Source organism: Ectopseudomonas khazarica (assembly GCF_017915135.1).
In the GTDB taxonomy this organism is placed as follows: Bacteria; Pseudomonadota; Gammaproteobacteria; order Pseudomonadales; family Pseudomonadaceae; genus Aquipseudomonas; species Aquipseudomonas khazarica.
Genome location: NZ_CP068551.1, coordinates 952,553 through 967,494, shown reverse-complemented (window position 1 = coordinate 967,494; position 14,942 = coordinate 952,553). Strand labels below are relative to the sequence as shown.

General features: G+C 66.4%; 15 protein-coding genes. 9 read left to right on the top strand and 6 right to left on the bottom strand.

Annotated features, from left to right (window positions below; translation table 11 throughout):
* The first annotated feature begins 189 nt into the window (after positions 1 to 189).
* The 3 genes from JLK41_RS04360 to ypfJ all read left to right on the top strand — a co-directional run bounded on the left by JLK41_RS04360 (position 190) and on the right by ypfJ (position 2,962).
* The gene (locus JLK41_RS04360) at positions 190 to 1,539 is read left to right on the top strand and encodes a hypothetical protein (RefSeq protein ID WP_210390451.1); all 1,350 of its coding nucleotides are present in this window, start codon (positions 190 to 192) and stop codon (positions 1,537 to 1,539) included.
* 102 nt (positions 1,540 to 1,641) lie between these two features.
* Positions 1,642 to 2,082, top strand: a complete 441-nt coding sequence (locus JLK41_RS04355) for a DUF411 domain-containing protein (RefSeq protein ID WP_210390450.1) — start codon at positions 1,642 to 1,644, stop codon at positions 2,080 to 2,082.
* Positions 2,083 to 2,101: 19 nt separating this feature from the next.
* Positions 2,102 to 2,962, top strand: coding sequence for a KPN_02809 family neutral zinc metallopeptidase (gene ypfJ, locus JLK41_RS04350; RefSeq protein WP_150608120.1), 861 nt, complete (start codon positions 2,102 to 2,104; stop codon positions 2,960 to 2,962).
* A 7-nt stretch (positions 2,963 to 2,969) separates the two neighbouring features.
* Here ypfJ and JLK41_RS04345 read toward each other — a convergent pair whose 3' ends face one another.
* Positions 2,970 to 4,139 carry a multidrug effflux MFS transporter gene (locus JLK41_RS04345; protein ID WP_037046342.1) on the bottom strand — a complete coding sequence of 390 codons (1,170 nt, stop codon included), beginning with the start codon at positions 4,137 to 4,139 and terminating at the stop codon, positions 2,970 to 2,972.
* 203 nt (positions 4,140 to 4,342) lie between these two features.
* Between JLK41_RS04345 and JLK41_RS04340 the strand changes: the two genes are divergently transcribed.
* Positions 4,343 to 4,963, top strand: a complete 621-nt coding sequence (locus JLK41_RS04340) for a TetR family transcriptional regulator (protein ID WP_037046340.1) — start codon at positions 4,343 to 4,345, stop codon at positions 4,961 to 4,963.
* A 16-nt stretch (positions 4,964 to 4,979) separates the two neighbouring features.
* Here JLK41_RS04340 and JLK41_RS04335 read toward each other — a convergent pair whose 3' ends face one another.
* Entirely contained in the window at positions 4,980 to 5,177 is a 198-nt protein-coding gene (locus JLK41_RS04335; RefSeq protein ID WP_037046338.1) for a heavy-metal-associated domain-containing protein, read from the bottom strand.
* A 114-nt stretch (positions 5,178 to 5,291) separates the two neighbouring features.
* On the opposite strand from JLK41_RS04335, the gene JLK41_RS04330 reads away from it, so the two are divergent.
* The 3 genes from JLK41_RS04330 to cueR all read left to right on the top strand — a co-directional run bounded on the left by JLK41_RS04330 (position 5,292) and on the right by cueR (position 8,540).
* Positions 5,292 to 5,684 (top strand): hypothetical protein, encoded by a 393-nt coding sequence (locus JLK41_RS04330; RefSeq protein ID WP_210391187.1) that lies wholly within the window; start codon positions 5,292 to 5,294, stop codon positions 5,682 to 5,684.
* 64 nt (positions 5,685 to 5,748) lie between these two features.
* Entirely contained in the window at positions 5,749 to 8,118 is a 2,370-nt protein-coding gene (locus tag JLK41_RS04325) for a heavy metal translocating P-type ATPase (protein WP_210390449.1), read from the top strand.
* Positions 8,115 to 8,540, top strand: coding sequence for a Cu(I)-responsive transcriptional regulator (gene cueR / locus JLK41_RS04320; protein WP_210390448.1), 426 nt, complete (start codon positions 8,115 to 8,117; stop codon positions 8,538 to 8,540). The genes JLK41_RS04325 and cueR overlap by 4 nt, the downstream gene beginning before the upstream one ends.
* 141 nt (positions 8,541 to 8,681) lie before the next feature.
* Here the strand turns inward: cueR and JLK41_RS04315 are convergent, their stop codons facing one another.
* Positions 8,682 to 9,569: a PA4780 family RIO1-like protein kinase gene (locus JLK41_RS04315; RefSeq protein WP_134676899.1), complete on the bottom strand. Its 888-nt coding sequence runs from the start codon at positions 9,567 to 9,569 to the stop codon at positions 8,682 to 8,684.
* A gap of 72 nt (positions 9,570 to 9,641) precedes the next feature.
* The gene (locus JLK41_RS04310) at positions 9,642 to 10,529 is read right to left on the bottom strand and encodes a LysR family transcriptional regulator (RefSeq protein WP_037046329.1); all 888 of its coding nucleotides are present in this window, start codon (positions 10,527 to 10,529) and stop codon (positions 9,642 to 9,644) included.
* Between the two features lie 100 nt (positions 10,530 to 10,629).
* Here JLK41_RS04310 and JLK41_RS04305 point away from each other — a divergent pair, with 100 nt between their 5' ends.
* Positions 10,630 to 11,271 (top strand): NAD(P)-dependent oxidoreductase, encoded by a 642-nt coding sequence (locus JLK41_RS04305; protein ID WP_210390447.1) that lies wholly within the window; start codon positions 10,630 to 10,632, stop codon positions 11,269 to 11,271.
* Positions 11,272 to 11,320: 49 nt separating this feature from the next.
* Complete coding sequence (locus tag JLK41_RS04300; RefSeq protein ID WP_037046322.1) at positions 11,321 to 11,623, top strand: DUF2218 domain-containing protein; 303 nt, start codon at positions 11,321 to 11,323, stop codon at positions 11,621 to 11,623.
* Here JLK41_RS04300 and JLK41_RS04295 read toward each other — a convergent pair.
* Entirely contained in the window at positions 11,605 to 12,348 is a 744-nt protein-coding gene (locus JLK41_RS04295) for a 5-oxoprolinase subunit PxpA (protein WP_152487900.1), read from the bottom strand. The two genes, JLK41_RS04300 and JLK41_RS04295, sit on opposite strands and share 19 nt — an antisense overlap.
* Positions 12,349 to 12,501: 153 nt before the next feature.
* Positions 12,502 to 14,706, bottom strand: a complete 2,205-nt coding sequence (locus tag JLK41_RS04290; RefSeq protein ID WP_210390446.1) for a TonB-dependent receptor — start codon at positions 14,704 to 14,706, stop codon at positions 12,502 to 12,504.
* Between the last annotated feature and the right edge of the window lie 236 nt (positions 14,707 to 14,942).

The window sequence follows — 14,942 nt, the reverse complement described above, 5'->3', positions numbered from 1 at the left end:
CCTAGTCGTCCCGCCCGTCGGCGCCATGCCGAACTCGTGCCTGAGTACCTCTCCACGCCCCCGCTCAGGAGCCCCGCGACACCGTGAACCGACGCACCGGATGATGCGCCGCAGCCTCGATAACGGCCACCCTGCGCTCACTGCGCGAACCGCTCGCCAGGCAGGCGTGGCCACATAAGGAGATGATCCATGCGCAACGCACAAGGAACCCTGATCTTCACCCTGGCACTGGCCACCCCACTGCTCGCCTCGGTAGCCCAGGCCGGCACCTTTCCCGACTTCGGCTACCAGCCACCGAGCAAGGAATACAGCGGGCCGCTGTTCCAGCTCAGCCAGTCCTATCCCGACGCCGCACCTCCCGCGTCGGCCCTGCCGGCCTTCTTCAAGCTGCTACCCGGCAAGCCGAGCAACGACTTCGAGACCTGGCGCGAGTACATGGCCGCGGTCAAGGACTACTGCCTGGAAGGCAACGTGGAGAACGACTGGAACGTGCAGAAGAACACGCTGCGCCAGTGGTACCACATGCCCTGGCAGCACTACGGTCCGCTGGGTCGTGAGGGCATCCACGGCCTGACCAAGGAGGCGCAGATCCAGGCCAAACAACTCGCCGCGAGCCAGACCAGCACCGGGCAGACCTACGCGGTGGGCATCTACAACGACATCGGCGCCTACACCATCGGCCAGGTGTGGAAAGACCCGCAGAACCCCAACCCGGACTTCACCTCCAAGCCTAACAGCTTCGCCAACGGCACCGTGGTGTGCAAGGCGCTGTTCGCCGATGTCGACCGCAGCCAGGTGCCCTTCCTGCAGAACCCGGTGCTGTGGAAGGGCTACATCACCACGCGCTTCGACTCCGCCGACCGCGAGGTGAAGGACGTCGCCCTGATCCAGATGGACATCGCCGTGCGCGACACCCGCATCAACGAAACCGGCTGGATCTTCGGTACCTTCCAGTACAACGGCGCAGTCACCGGCAAGGCCGGCTGGGACAACCTGGTCCCGGTGGGCATCATGTGGGGCAACGACCCGCAGGACACGGGCAACGACTTCAGCAACCCGCAACCGAGCCAGACGCGCATCAACCCCAACCTCAAGCAGACCGCGATCAACGCCAACACCGCGCAGTTGCCGCCGACGCACCTGGGCTGGAATGGCCGCCTCAACGGCCCGGTGGACAACCCGGTCAGCTCCTGCATGAGCTGCCACATGACCGGGGAGTACCCGCAACTGGCCATCATGAACCCCACCTTCCAGGCCAACCCTCCGGCGGTCGGTTCGCCGCAATGGATGCGCTGGTTCCAGAACATTCCCGCCGGCCAGCCGTTCAGCCCCGGCACCAAGAGCAGCGACTACAGCCTGCAACTGGCGGGAGGCCTGGCCAACTTCTATGACTGGAAGTGCAACCAGGGCGGTGTCTTCGTCGATGGGCACAACGCCTGCCAGAAGGCCAGCCAGTTGAAGCTGATGCTCAAGAAGGAGGTCAAGCCTGAGCAGATCCAGCCGGTACAGCGCGATCCCGGCCTGATGGAACTGGAGTGACCCGTGCAGCGGCGCCGGAGCAACTGCGGCGCCGCGTCACGCATCTTGGTCATCCTCGGGCGCGGCGGTATCCTCTACCCCACGCCCACAGGAGCTGCCAACATGCGCTTTTCCCTGCTTGCCCTCTTCCTCATCGGCAACCTGGCCCACGCCAGCGAGCCGCTGACCATCGATGTCCACCGCGACGCCAGCTGCGGCTGCTGCACCGCCTGGATCAGCCATTTGCAGGACAACGGTTTCACCGTCAACGACCACGTCGAGCAGGACATGAGCGCAGTCAAGCGACGCCTCGGCGTGCCAGCGCGCCTGGCCTCCTGTCATACCGGCGTGATCGACGGCAAGTTCGTCGAAGGCCATGTGCCGGCCGCCGACATTCTCAAACTGCGCGAACGCTCCGACCTTGTCGGCGCCGCCGTACCGGGCATGCCCGTGGGCTCGCCCGGCATGGAGTACGGCGACCGCGTCGACGCCTACCAGGTCATCGGCCTGGACCGTGACCGTCAGGACCAGGTGCTGAGCGACTACCCCGCTCCGCAGCGATAACCAACGAGGGAGCAGCGACATGCGCTGGCAGAAAGGCAGACGCAGTGACAACGTGGTGGATGCACGCGGCCGCTCCGGCAGGCGCGTCGGCGGCGGCTTGAGCCTTGGCGGCGTGGCGGTCATCGTCATCGTCGGCCTGCTGATGGGCCAGGACCCGCTGCAGATCCTCGGCCAGATAGCCGGCCAGGCCACGCAGCCACAGGCACCCCAGTCCCAGGCGGCACCACCCGCCGGGGATGAACAGAGCGAGTTCGTTCGCGCCATTCTCGGCGATACCGAGGACACCTGGCGCGAGCTGTTCCAGCAGGCCGGGCAGCAGTACCGCGACCCGCAACTGGTGCTGTTCTCGGGCGGGGTGAACTCGGCCTGCGGCTTCGCCAGCTCGGCGGTCGGCCCCTTCTATTGCCCAGGCGACAAGCGCGTGTACCTGGACATGGCCTTCTTCCGCGAGATGGAGCAGCGCTTCTCCGCCGCCGGCGACTTCGCCCAGGCCTACGTGATCGCCCATGAGGTCGGCCACCACGTGCAGACCCTGCTGGGCGTATCGGCCAAGGTCAATGCCGCCCGCCAGCGCGGTGAGCGCGTCGAAGGCGATGGCGGCCTGCTGGTGCGCCAGGAGCTGCAGGCCGACTGCCTGGCCGGCGTCTGGGCGCACCATGCCCAGCGGCGTCACGACTGGCTGGAGGCGGGTGACCTGGAAGAGGCGCTGAACGCCGCCAGCGCCATCGGCGACGACCGCCTGCAGAAGCAGGCGCGCGGCCAGGTGGTGCCCGACGCCTTCACCCATGGCACCTCGCAGCAGCGTGTGCGCTGGTTCAGCACCGGTTTCGAGACCGGCCAGCCGAGCCGCTGCGACACCTTCAAGGCGACACGCCTGTAACGGCGGCTCAGATCGCGAAGCGCCGACTCCACCAGGCGAAGGCAGTGGCCGCCCCGCCACACAGGGCGATCACCAGTGCCATCGGCACCGCCGAGCCATCATGCAGGAAGGCCACCAGCGCCGAGGCGCTGGCGGCCACGGTGAACTGCATGCTCCCCAGCAACCCCGAGGCACTGCCGGCATGCCGCCCCTGCCCGGCCATGGCGCAGGCCGTGGCGTTGGGCAGCAAGCAGCCCAGGCTGGCGACGCAGATGAACAGCGGCACCAGCAGCGGCCAGAGCTGCTCCGGTCGCCACCACGCCAGCGCCAGCAGGCACAGGCCGCTGCTCAGGTACACCAGCACCACGCGCCGCAACCACACCGCCGGGCCACCCGCCCGCACCAGCCGCGCATTGACCTGGGCCATGATCACGAAGCCGGCCGCATTGCTGCCGAACAGCCAGCCGTAGTGCTCGGCCGGCACGCCGTACAGCTCGATGAAAACGAAGGGGGAGCCAGCGATATAGGCGAACATCCCCGCCATCGCCACACCGCCAGCCAGGCTGTAACCCATGAACGGCGCATTGCCCAGCAGCGCCCGGTATTGCCCGAAAGCGCCACTCAGGGGCGCTGGCGGCAGCTCCTGCGGACGCGTCTCCGGCAACCAGCGCAGTACTGCCAGCAGGCACAGGGTCGCGAAGATCGCCAGGCTGTGAAAGATCCAGGGCCAGCCCAGGGTGTTGAGCAGCAAGCCACCGCCCAGCGGCGCCAGGATCGGCGCCAGCCCCATGACCAGCACCAACTGCGAAAACACCTTGGCCGACGCCAGCGGGTCGCACAGGTCACGCACCACGGCGCGGGTGATCACCATGCCGGCGCAGCCGCCCAGGGCCTGCACGAAACGCGCGGCGATCAGCCACTCCAGGCTCGGCGCGATCGCACAGGCCAGCGAGCCCAAGGCGAACAGCGCGACACCGACCAGCAACGGCACCCGGCGCCCGAAGCGGTCGGCCAGCGGCCCGTAGAACAGCTGGCCGATGGCGATACCGACGAAGTAGGCCGCCAGCGACAGCTGGATGTGTTCGACATCGGTGGCGAACTGCTGAGCCAGAGTCGGGAAACTTGGCAGATAGAAATCGATGGCCAGAGGGCCGAAGGCACACAGGGCACCGAGAATCAGGAGTGTTCTCAGGTTCATGACTATTCCGGGCTTTATTGTTAGCCGGCTAATCATCTCACCGACCGCAGGCGCGGTGAAAGCCCCCTGGGGCCCCATCGTCGTGCACGACGCAGGACCTAAAACACTGGCGCTGATACCCGTCGATCACCCCTCAGCAGAGGTCATGGCAAAGCCGGTAAACTCCGCCCCCTCATAGCCCAGCACCAACCTGCCGGATCACCATGCGCAGAACAAAAGAAGACGCGGAGAAGACCCGCCATACCATCCTGGCCGCAGCCGAACACCTGTTCCTCGAGCGCGGAGTCGCCCACACCAGCCTGGAACAGGTCGCCAGGCACGCGGGCGTGACCCGAGGTGCCGTCTACTGGCACTTCCAGAACAAGGCCCACCTGTTCCACGAGATGCTCAACCAGGTGCGCCTGCCACTGGAGCCACTGGCCCAGCAGCTGGCCGAAGTGGACGGGCTGGTATCCCTGCAGCTGCTGCGCGACCTGTGCATCGAGGCCATGGCCAACCTGGTTCTCGACGACCAGCGCCGGCGCATCCTCACCGTGCTGCTGCGGCGCTGCGAGTTCACCGAGGAGCTGCGTGAAGCCGAGGAGCGCCACGAAGCCTTCGTCAACCAGTTCATCGCCCTCTGCGAACAGCAGTTCGCCCTGCCGTCGGTACAACCACTGCTGCAACCCGGGATCACCTCCCGCCTGGCGTCACGGGCCCTGCATGCCATGCTGGTCGGGCTGTTCAGCGACTGGCTGCGCGACCCCAACCTGTTCGACGCGCAGACCGACACGCCAGCGATGATCGACAGCTGCTTCCGCGGCCTGCTGCGGCAGTGGCCGTAGCGCCACTCGCGGCCGGCTAAGGCGCGCTCACCTCGTAGCCCTCGCCGCGTATCGCCGCCTCCAGCTGCGCGGCCGGCACGTCACTGTCGACCTGCACCACGCCGGCGGCGAGATCGACATCCACCTGCGCCGCCGGGTCGAGCGCCTTGATCGCCTGGGTGACGGTCCTGACGCAGTGACCGCAGGACATTCCGCTAACCTTGAACTGCTGCATCTGCTGACTCCTTGAATCGATGGTCGATGGGTGTAGTCTCGACCTTGCCACGGTGGCAAGGTCAAGCACTTGCCGCCAGTCATTCCGCCGGCTTTCGACATGGGGATCATCGTCATGCGCCTGCCCTACCTGCTGCTTGCCGCCCTGCTTGCGCCAGCAGCCCTTGCCCAATCGCTGGCACCCCTGCCATCGGCCGCCCAGGGCGAGGGCTACGCGGTACTCATCGTTTCGCGCGAACGGCTGGAGGTGGCCACCACCTGCGAGGTCGCGCTGTACCTGCATGACCAGATGGCCGCCCGCCTGCACCAGGGCCAGTCGGTGGCGTTCAACCTGCCGCCCGGCAAGGTGTCCCTGCGCCTCGGCCTGACCGGCACCGGGCCGTGCCAGGATGGCATCGCCCAGCTGCAAGGGCAGTCGCTGGAGCTCCACGCCGGCGAAGTACGCCGCTACCGCATCGCCATGGACAACGCCGGCCTGCGACTGCATGCCGCGCCCGCATTGAACTGAACGCTTGACCTTGCCATGGGGTCAAGGTTGATCCTGTGGTCATGACGTTACCGGGAGCCCGTCCATGACCACCTTCGACCTGCCGATCCAGGGCATGACCTGCGCCAGTTGCGCCGGTCGTGTCGAACGCGCACTGCGCAAGCTGCCGGAGGTCGCCAGCGCCACCGTCAACCTGGCCAGCGAGCAAGCGCGCATCGAGGCGCCTGCCGATAGCCTCGGGCAACTGATCGAGGCGATCGAAGGGGCCGGCTACGCCGTTCCCGGCCACGCACTGGAACTGGCCATCGAAGGCATGACCTGCGCCAGCTGCGTCGGCCGCATCGAACGCGCACTCGGCAAGCTGCCGGGCGTGACCCAGGTCGCGGTCAACCTCGCGGACGAGAAGGCACGCCTGCAGGTCGTCGCCGGTTTCGACGCGCAGCAGGCACTGCAAGCCGTGAAGGCGGCTGGCTACCAGGCCAGCCTCGTGGACGAGCAAACCCCTGCGGACGATGGCAGCTCGCGCCTGCGCCGCGAGCGCCTCACCTTGTTCGCGGCCATCGCCCTGACCCTGCCATTGCTGGTGCCGATGCTCGTCGAACCCTTCGGCCTGCACTGGATGCTGCCAGCCTGGCTGCAGTTCCTGATCGCCACCCCCGTGCAGTTCATCTTCGGCGCCCGCTTCTACCGTGCGGCCTGGCAGGCGCTCAAGGCACGCGCCGGCAACATGGACCAACTGGTGGCCATCGGCACCAGTGCCGGCTACGGCCTGAGCCTCTACCAGTGGGCGGTGACACCCGCCGGGCAGATGCCACACCTGTACTTCGAAGCCTCGGCGGTGATCATCAGCCTGATCCTGCTCGGCAAGTACCTGGAAAGCCGCGCCAAACGCCAGACCGCCAGCGCCATACGCGCCCTGCAGGCGCTGCGCCCGGATCACGCCGTGCGCCTGGTCGATGGCCGCGAGGAGCAGGTCAGCATCGAGGCGCTGACCCTCGGTGACCAGGTGCTGGTCAGGCCTGGTGAACGCTTTCCCGTGGATGGCCAGGTGGTGGAAGGCCGCAGCCACGCCGACGAAGCGCTGATCAGCGGCGAGAGCCTGCCGGTGGCCAAGCAGCCGGGCGACAAGGTCACCGCCGGTGCCATCAACGGCGAAGGCCGCCTGCTGGTGGAGACCACCGCCCTCGGCGCGGAGACGGTGCTGGCGCGCATCATCCGCCTGGTCGAAGACGCCCAGGCCGCCAAGGCGCCGATCCAGAAGCTGGTGGACAAGGTCAGCCAGGTGTTCGTCCCTGCCGTGCTGCTGGTGGCACTGGCCACGCTGCTGGTCTGGCTGCTTTTGGGGGCCTCCGCCGAACAGGCCCTGCTCAACGCCGTGGCCGTGCTGGTGATCGCCTGCCCCTGCGCCCTCGGCCTGGCGACCCCGACCGCGATCATGGCCGGTACCGGCGTCGCCGCTCGCCACGGCATCCTGATCAAGGATGCCGAAGCGCTGGAGGTGGCCCATGACGTGCGCCACATCGCCTTCGACAAGACCGGCACGCTGACCGAGGGCAAGCCACGCATCGCCCATGTCGGCCTGGCCGAGGCCAGCGAAGAGACGCTGCTGCGCCTGGCTGGCGGCCTCCAGCAAGGCAGCGAGCACCCGCTGGCCAAGGCTGTGCTGGAACGCTGCAGCGAGCAGCGCATTGCCCTGCCCGCCGTGAGCGACAGCCGCGCGCTGGCGGGCCGGGGCATCGCCGGCACGGTCGAGGGCCGCCAGCTGCAGCTGGGCAGCAGCCGTCTGCTGGACGAACAGCAGCTGCAGGCCGGCGCCCTGAGCGAGTCCGCCCGCGCCTGGGAAGCCGAAGGTCGGACCCTGTCCTGGCTGATCGAAAGCGGCGACAGCCCGCGCCTGCTCGGCTTGCTGGCGTTTGGCGACCAACTCAAGCGCGGCGCCGCAGAAGCCATCGCCGAACTGCGCGAACAGGGCATCACCAGCCACCTGATCAGCGGCGACAACCAGGGCAGCGTCGCGGCGGTGGCAGGCACCCTGGGCATCGACCAACCGCATGCCCAGGTGCTCCCGGCGGACAAGGCGCGCCTGATCGACGAGCTGCGCCAGCAGGGCACAGTGGCCATGGTCGGCGACGGCATCAATGACGCCCCGGCGCTGGCCGCCGCCGACGTCGGCATTGCCATGGGCGGTGGCACCGACGCCGCCATGCACGCCGCCGGCATCACCCTGATGCGCGGTGACCCACGCCTGGTGCCGGCGGCCCTGGACATCAGCCGGCGCACCTATGCGAAGATCCGCCAGAACCTGTTCTGGGCCTTCATCTACAACCTGGTCGGCATCCCCCTAGCCGCGGCGGGCCTGCTCAACCCGATGTTCGCCGGCGCGGCAATGGCCCTGTCCAGTGTCAGCGTGGTGAGCAACGCCCTGCTGCTGAACCGCTGGAGACCCAAGGCATGAACATCGGCCAAGCCGCCAAGCACACCGGCCTCAGCGCCAAGATGATTCGCTACTACGAATCCATCAACCTGCTGCCCCATGCCGGGCGCTCGCAGAGCGGCTACCGGCAGTACGACGCCAACGACCTGCATCGCCTGACCTTCATCAAGCGCTCACGGGACCTGGGGTTCTCGCTGGACGAAGTGGGCAGGCTGCTGGCGCTGTGGCAGGACAAGCAGCGCGCCAGCGCCGACGTCAAGGCACTGGCCGAGGAACACATCGCCACACTGTCGCGCAAGATCGCCGAGATGAGCGCACTGCGCGACACCCTGGTGGACCTGGCGGCCAGTTGCCAGGGCAACGAGCGGCCGGACTGCCCGATCCTGCAGGGCATCGAACAGGGTGTCAGTTGCTGCGCCAAGGGACACGCGAAAACGCCGTAGCCCGGATGAAATCCGGGGCCCAGGCTCCGCCTGACGTCAAGGCCGTAGGAGCCCGCTTGCGGGCGATCACACAAGCGTCATGATCAACAGCCGGATGTTATCCAGCCCGCGTGCCCCAGCGGATCAGCACCGGGCATTGCCTCAGCGCATCCAGGGTGGCGTCGGCTCGGTATCCTTGGGTTCATCCTCGGCGTTGCGCAGAGCCTGTTTCTTCGCCTCTTCGGCCAGCGCGGCCTTGATCTCGCGCATGACCGCATCGATGTCGGCGGCGTCCTGCGGTTCGGCGAACTCGCCGGTCAGTTGCGTATGCGGCTGCAACTTGCCGGCCTCGTAGAGCGCCCACATTTCCTTGGCGTATTTGGTGTACCTGAGTTCCGGGGCGAACTGGCCGAAGTACTCGGCCATGTTGCGCACATCGCGCTCGAGCATGCTGAAGGCATGGTTGTTGGCCGCCGCATCCACCGCCTGCGGCAGGTCGATGATCACCGGCCCCTCGGGGCCAAGCAGCACGTTGAATTCCGAGAGATCACCGTGCACCAGGCCGGCGCAGAGCATCTTGACGATCTCCTGGATCATGAAGGCGTGGAACTCACGCGCATCGTCCGGGTGCAGGTCGACGTCATTGAGCCGCGGCGCGACGTCGCCTTCGCCATCGTCCACCAGCTCCATCAACAGCACGCCATCGAGAAAGTCATAGGGCTTGGGCACCCGCACGCCGGCACTGGCCAGGCGGAACAGTGCCGAGACCTCGGCATTCTGCCAGGCCTGCTCCTGCTCCTTGCGCCCGTACTTGCTGCCCTTGGCCATGGCACGCGCCTGACGGCTGCCACGCACCTTGCGCCCCTCCTGATATTCGGAGGCCTGGCGGAAACTGCGCTTGTTGGCCTCCTTGTAGACCTTGGCGCAGCGTAGCTCGTCGCCGCAACGCACCACATAGACCGCTGCCTCCTTGCCGCTCATCAGCGGTCGCAGCACTTCGTCCACCAGGCCATCCTCGACCAGGGGTTCAATACGTTTGGGCGTCTTCATCGGTGTGGGTCACGGGTCCTTTCTAGCCGGGGATCTGAGTATTGGCCATCCTCGCACAGCCTGAGTCGATCATCACGCATTGATCAGGTGCCGTCTGAGTGCCTCGATGGCATAGCGCACCTTGGCGGGCTGAGCATCGCGGCGCGGCGTGACGATGTACAGGCCCACCGGTTCCAGCTGCCAGTCAGGCAGCAGCGGCAGCAGCTCGCCACTGGCCAGCAGCCCGCGGATTTCCGCCTCGGGCTGCAACGACACACCCATGCCGGCCAGGGTGAACTGGCGCGCCGCCAGGATGTTGTTGCAGGTGACGCGGCTCTCCAGGCGCAACCGTTGCTGCACGCCGCCGGGGCGCTGCAGCGACAGGTGCTGGATGCGCTCGAGGTGCAGGCCGATCCAGTCCAGCTTGAGCAGGTGCTGCGGCTCGCTCGGCAAACCGGCACGCGCCAGGTAGGCCGGCGCGGCGCACAACAGCATGCGCCAGTCGACGATGTAGCGGGCGACCAGGCTGGAGTCCTCCTGGCGCCCGACGCGGATGGCCAGATCGATGCGCGACTCGACCAGATCGATCTGCTCGTCCTGAAAGAACAGCGTCAGGCTGAGGCCGGGGTGGGCGCTCAGCAGCGGGGCCAGCGCCTCGCACAGCAGCGGCCCGGAAAAGCCGACCGGGGCCGCGACGCGCAGCTCCCCCACCGGTGCATCCCGCTGCTCGGCCAGGCGCTGCTCGGCGCGCTGCGCCAGCTCGACGATCTGTCGACAGCTGTCATAGAAGGTTGCGCCGGCCTCGGTCAGGGTCAGCTTGCGGGTGGTGCGGTGCAACAGCGTGACCCCCGTGGCCTCCTCCAGTCGCCGCACCTGCTGACTGACCGCAGAGGCGGACATGCCCATGGCTTCCCCTGCACCGACCATCGAGCCCTTCTCCACCACGGTGGCGAACAGCGCCATGCGCTTGAGCTGCTCCATTATGAAGCTCCGCTTAACTATTCCAGTTCATGAAGCCACTTTTTCCCGGGTTTATCCAGCAGCGATCATGTGTTCACCCCAACTACTCGAGGTCCCCCCCATGAAGATCGCTCTGATCGGCGCCACTGGTTATGTCGGCGCCCCCCTGTTGCAGGAAGCGCTGCAGCGCGGACATCAGGTCACCGCGCTGGTGCGCCACCCGGAAAAACTCGCCGCCCACCCTCGCCTGAGCGCCGTACAGGCGAACGTGCAGGACACCGCCAAACTGGCCGAACAGCTGCGAGGCCATAACGTGGTGATCAGCGCCTTCAACCCGGGCTGGGGTGTGGCGGACATCCGCGAGCAGTTCATCAGCGGCAGCCGCTCGATCATCGCGGCGAGCAAGCAGGCGGGCACCCAGCGCCTGCTGGTGGTCGGCGGGGCGGGCAGCCTGTACGTGGCCCCCGGTCTCCAGCTGATCGACACAGCGGACTTTCCCGCCGAATACAAGGAAGGTGCAGAAGGTGCCCGCCAGGTCCTCGACCTGCTGCGTGACGAACAGGCACTGGAATGGACGTTCCTCTCGCCGGCCGCCCTGCTCGTGCCCGGCCCGCGTACCGGCAAGTTCCGCCTCGGCAACGACGAGCTGCTGATGACCGGCGATGAGCCCGGCAGCGTCTCCGTGGCCGACCTGGCCGTCGCGCTGATCGACGAAGCGGAACAGCCACAGCACATCCGCCAGCGGTTCACCCTGGCGTACTGACCTCAGCCCACAGACAGGGTGCGCAGCGCGCACCCGATCAGGAGTCACCATGAATCCATTGAGCAGCAGTGCCTTCGTCGCGACCGACACACCGGCACGTTACATCAGCCGTCTGTGCAAACACTTCGCACACAAGATTCCAGTCAGCTTCGACGAGCAGCAGGGCCGCATCGAGTTCGACTCGGGCCTGGCCACCTTGCAGGCCGAAGAACAGGGTTTGCGCCTGCAGGTCGAGAGTGGCAACGCGGATGACCTGCAACGCCTGCAAGCTGTCGTCGCCAGCCACTTCGAGCGGTTCGCCTGGCAGGAAGCGCTGACCCTGGACTGGCAACCTCAGAGCGCATCCAGCTGAGCGCGCAGGCGCCGCAGCACCGCCAGCGACTCGGGGTTGTCGCCGTGCACGCAGAGGCTGTCCGCACGCAGGCGTAGCGGCTTGCCATCGATGTCGGCAAAGGCCTCGCCACGGGCGATGGTCACGGCCTGCTCCAGTATGCGTTCAGGGTCCTGGTGCACCGCGTCCGCGAGACGTCGCGGTGCCAGCCGACCATCGGAGAGATAGGCGCGGTCGGCGAACGCCTCGAACATCAGCGGTACATCCGCCTCGTCCGCCAGGCGCAGCTCGCGGCTGTTGTCGGCCAGGGCCAGCACCATCAGGGGCAAGCCCCTGCGATAGCTGGCACAGGCATCGAGCACCGCCATCAGCAAGGCGTCGTCGAGCACCAGGTCGTTGTAAAGCGCGCCATGGGGTTTGACATAGGCCAGCTGGCCGCCCGCAGCGCGGCAGAAGGCATCCAGCGCGCCGATCTGATACAGCATCAGGGCCCGCACTTCCTCCGGCGAACACTGCAAGTGGCGCCTCCCGAAACCCTGCAGGTCGGGGTAGGAAGGGTGTGCACCGACGCTCACGCCATGCTCGATGGCCAGCGCGACGCTACGCGCCATGATCAGTGGATCACCCGCGTGGAAGCCACAGGCCAGGTTGGCCTGATCGATCAGCGGCATGGCCAGCGCGTCGTCACCCATGCGCCAGGCGCCAAAGCCCTCGCCCATGTCACAGTTGAGCAGTATTCGCTTCATCCACGCAGCATAAGACGGACGCCGGCAAAGTCCAGCGCGCGCCCCGCTTCCGCGTGGTGGTACCCGACACGCCAACCTGCATGAACGCCAACGCCCCGGACCAGCCGGGGCGTTGGACAATCGGGCGTGCCTGTCGGCACGCCGGAGGCGGACTCAGAAGCTGTAGGTCGCCGAGAGGATCGCCGAACGGCCGTCGCCGTACTCGATGGCCGAGGAACGGGCACCGGTGCCCGGCGTCTGGCGGACGCGCTCCACGTAGTCTTCGTCGAACAGGTTGTTGAGGTTCAGCTGCAGGTCGACGTTGTCGTTGACCTTGTAGCCGACCATCGCGTTGTGCAACCAGTAGGAGTCCAGCTTGGCGTTGCTGCTGGAGCTGACGTTGCGCTCGCTGACATAGCGGGCGCCGTAACCCAGCGACCAGCCGGCCGGCAGCTGGTAGGAGGTCCACAGGTTGAACGAACGCGGCGGCGTGTTGGCCAGGGCCTGACCCTCGCGGGCGATGCCGGCGGTAGTGTCGGCCGCTTCGAGGGTCTCGCTGCTGAGTACGGTGTAGTTGGCGAACACGTCCCAGCGCTCGGTGACATGACCGGTCAGCCCCACCTCTATCCCTTCGACGCGCTGCTTGCCTGCCAGCTGGGTGCTGCCGTCAGCCATGGTTTCGCGGGCATTGGTCTTTTCTACCCGGAAGATCGCCGCATCCAGCTCCAGGCGACGGTCGAGCAGTTCCCACTTGGTACCCAGCTCCCAGGTCTTGTTCTTCTCCGGATCGAGGCCCGAGGTCGCGTCCGAAACGCCGCTGCCGGTGGTCGCCAGGTATTCGGCCGACGGGTTGAAGGAGGTGCCGTAGGCCACGTAGATGCGGCCATTGTCGACCGGCTTGTAGACCAGACCGATGCGCCCGCTGAGTTCTTCGTCGCGGGTGTCGAGCTTGGTCAGGGTGCCGGCCGGCAGCGCGGTGTTCTTGTAGTCGCCTTCGATCCAGTCGTAGCGCAGCCCCAGGCTCAGGTCCCAGTCGGAGTTCAGGGCTATGGTGTCGAACACGTACACCGCCTGGTTGTCGAGGCGGGTCGACAAATCCGCGCTCATGGTCTTGTTGACCGCACCGTTCCAGTAGCCCGGCGGGTTGCCCAGCGAATAGCCATCGGTCGGGTAGAGCGCGGTGCCCAGGCCGTGGTTGTAGGTCAGGCGGTCGTAGTCCTCGCGGGAGATTTCCACCCCGGTGGAGAGGCTGTGCTGCAGACCGAAGGTGTCGAAGTCGGCACGCAGGTTGGTCTGGTTGATCAGCATCTTGCTGTTCACGTCACGCCCATAGGCCTGCGGGCCGGCCGGCAGGTAGTTGCCGGCCGGTACGCCGGTGGTGTTGACATGCGAGGCGGAGATCACCGTGTTGCGGTCGATCTGGCTGTAGCGGGTGAGGTTCTGCAGGCTCAGGCTGTCGTTGAAGGCGTGCTCGAGCTTGATGGTGAAGGAGTCGGTCTTGATGTCGTCCTTGTCCAGGTTCTTCCAACCGAAATAACTCTCGCGGTCCACCCCGGCGACCTTCTTGCCATCGATGGCCGGCACACCGTAGTCCGGCAGGATGTCGTCGGTCTGGTGGAAGTAACTGAGGGTCAGGCGGGTGTCCTCGCTCAGGCCCAGGGCCAGCGACGGTGCGATGCCCCAACGCTTGCGGTCGATCTCGTCGCGGCCGGCCACGTCGTTTTCGTGCGTCATCAGGTTGAGCCGGAAGGCACTGTCGGTACCCAGGCCATCGAGGGTCTGGTTGCTGTCCAGGGTCAAGCGACGGTAGTTGTCGGTACCGATACTGGCGCCGATCTGGGTGAAGTCACGCAGGCGAGGCGCCTTGGTCACCTGGTTGATGCTGCCGCCAGTGGTACCGCTGCCGCCGAATACCGAGTTGGGGCCCTTGATGACCTCGACCGACTCGATGTTGAAGGTGTCGGTGCGGTTGGTCTGCGCGCTGTCGCGCAGGCCGTCGATCTGCATGTTGGCGTTGGCGCTGAAGCCACGGATGTTGATGCTGTCACCGGAACCACCACCACCCTCACCGGCGGTGAAGGTGATGCCGGAAACGTTGGACAGCACCTGGCGCAGGCTCAGCGCCTGCTGCTCGGCGATTATCTTCTGCGGTACCACGGTGACGGTCTGCGGGGTGTCCAGCAGCGGCGCGGTGTACTTGGGCGACGAGACCGACTCGGTCTTGTAGTCACCTTCCTGCTCACCCTTGACCGTGACGCTGTCCAGCTTGAGCGACTCGTCCGCCAGCGCCGGCAGCGTCAGCGAGGCGATGGCCAGGCCGATGGCAGTGGCCAGCACGCGTTTGACGGGCAAAACCTGATCGTAATTCGTGGCACGCATTTGAGATAACCTGTCAATATGTAATGATAATTATTTACAAACATGTACAGAGGAATCCGCAGAAATCCCCCGCACAACGCCCTGGCGCAGGGCCTGAAACGGCCCTACCCTCTAAAAGAGAACGTATATTATTTGTAAATAAATTTATGTCAAATAAGAAACACTATTAAATACATTCTTATTTGATACCTGCCGTACGGACGGCTCAACAGGGCGGAGCAGTTCCTTTGCGCAGC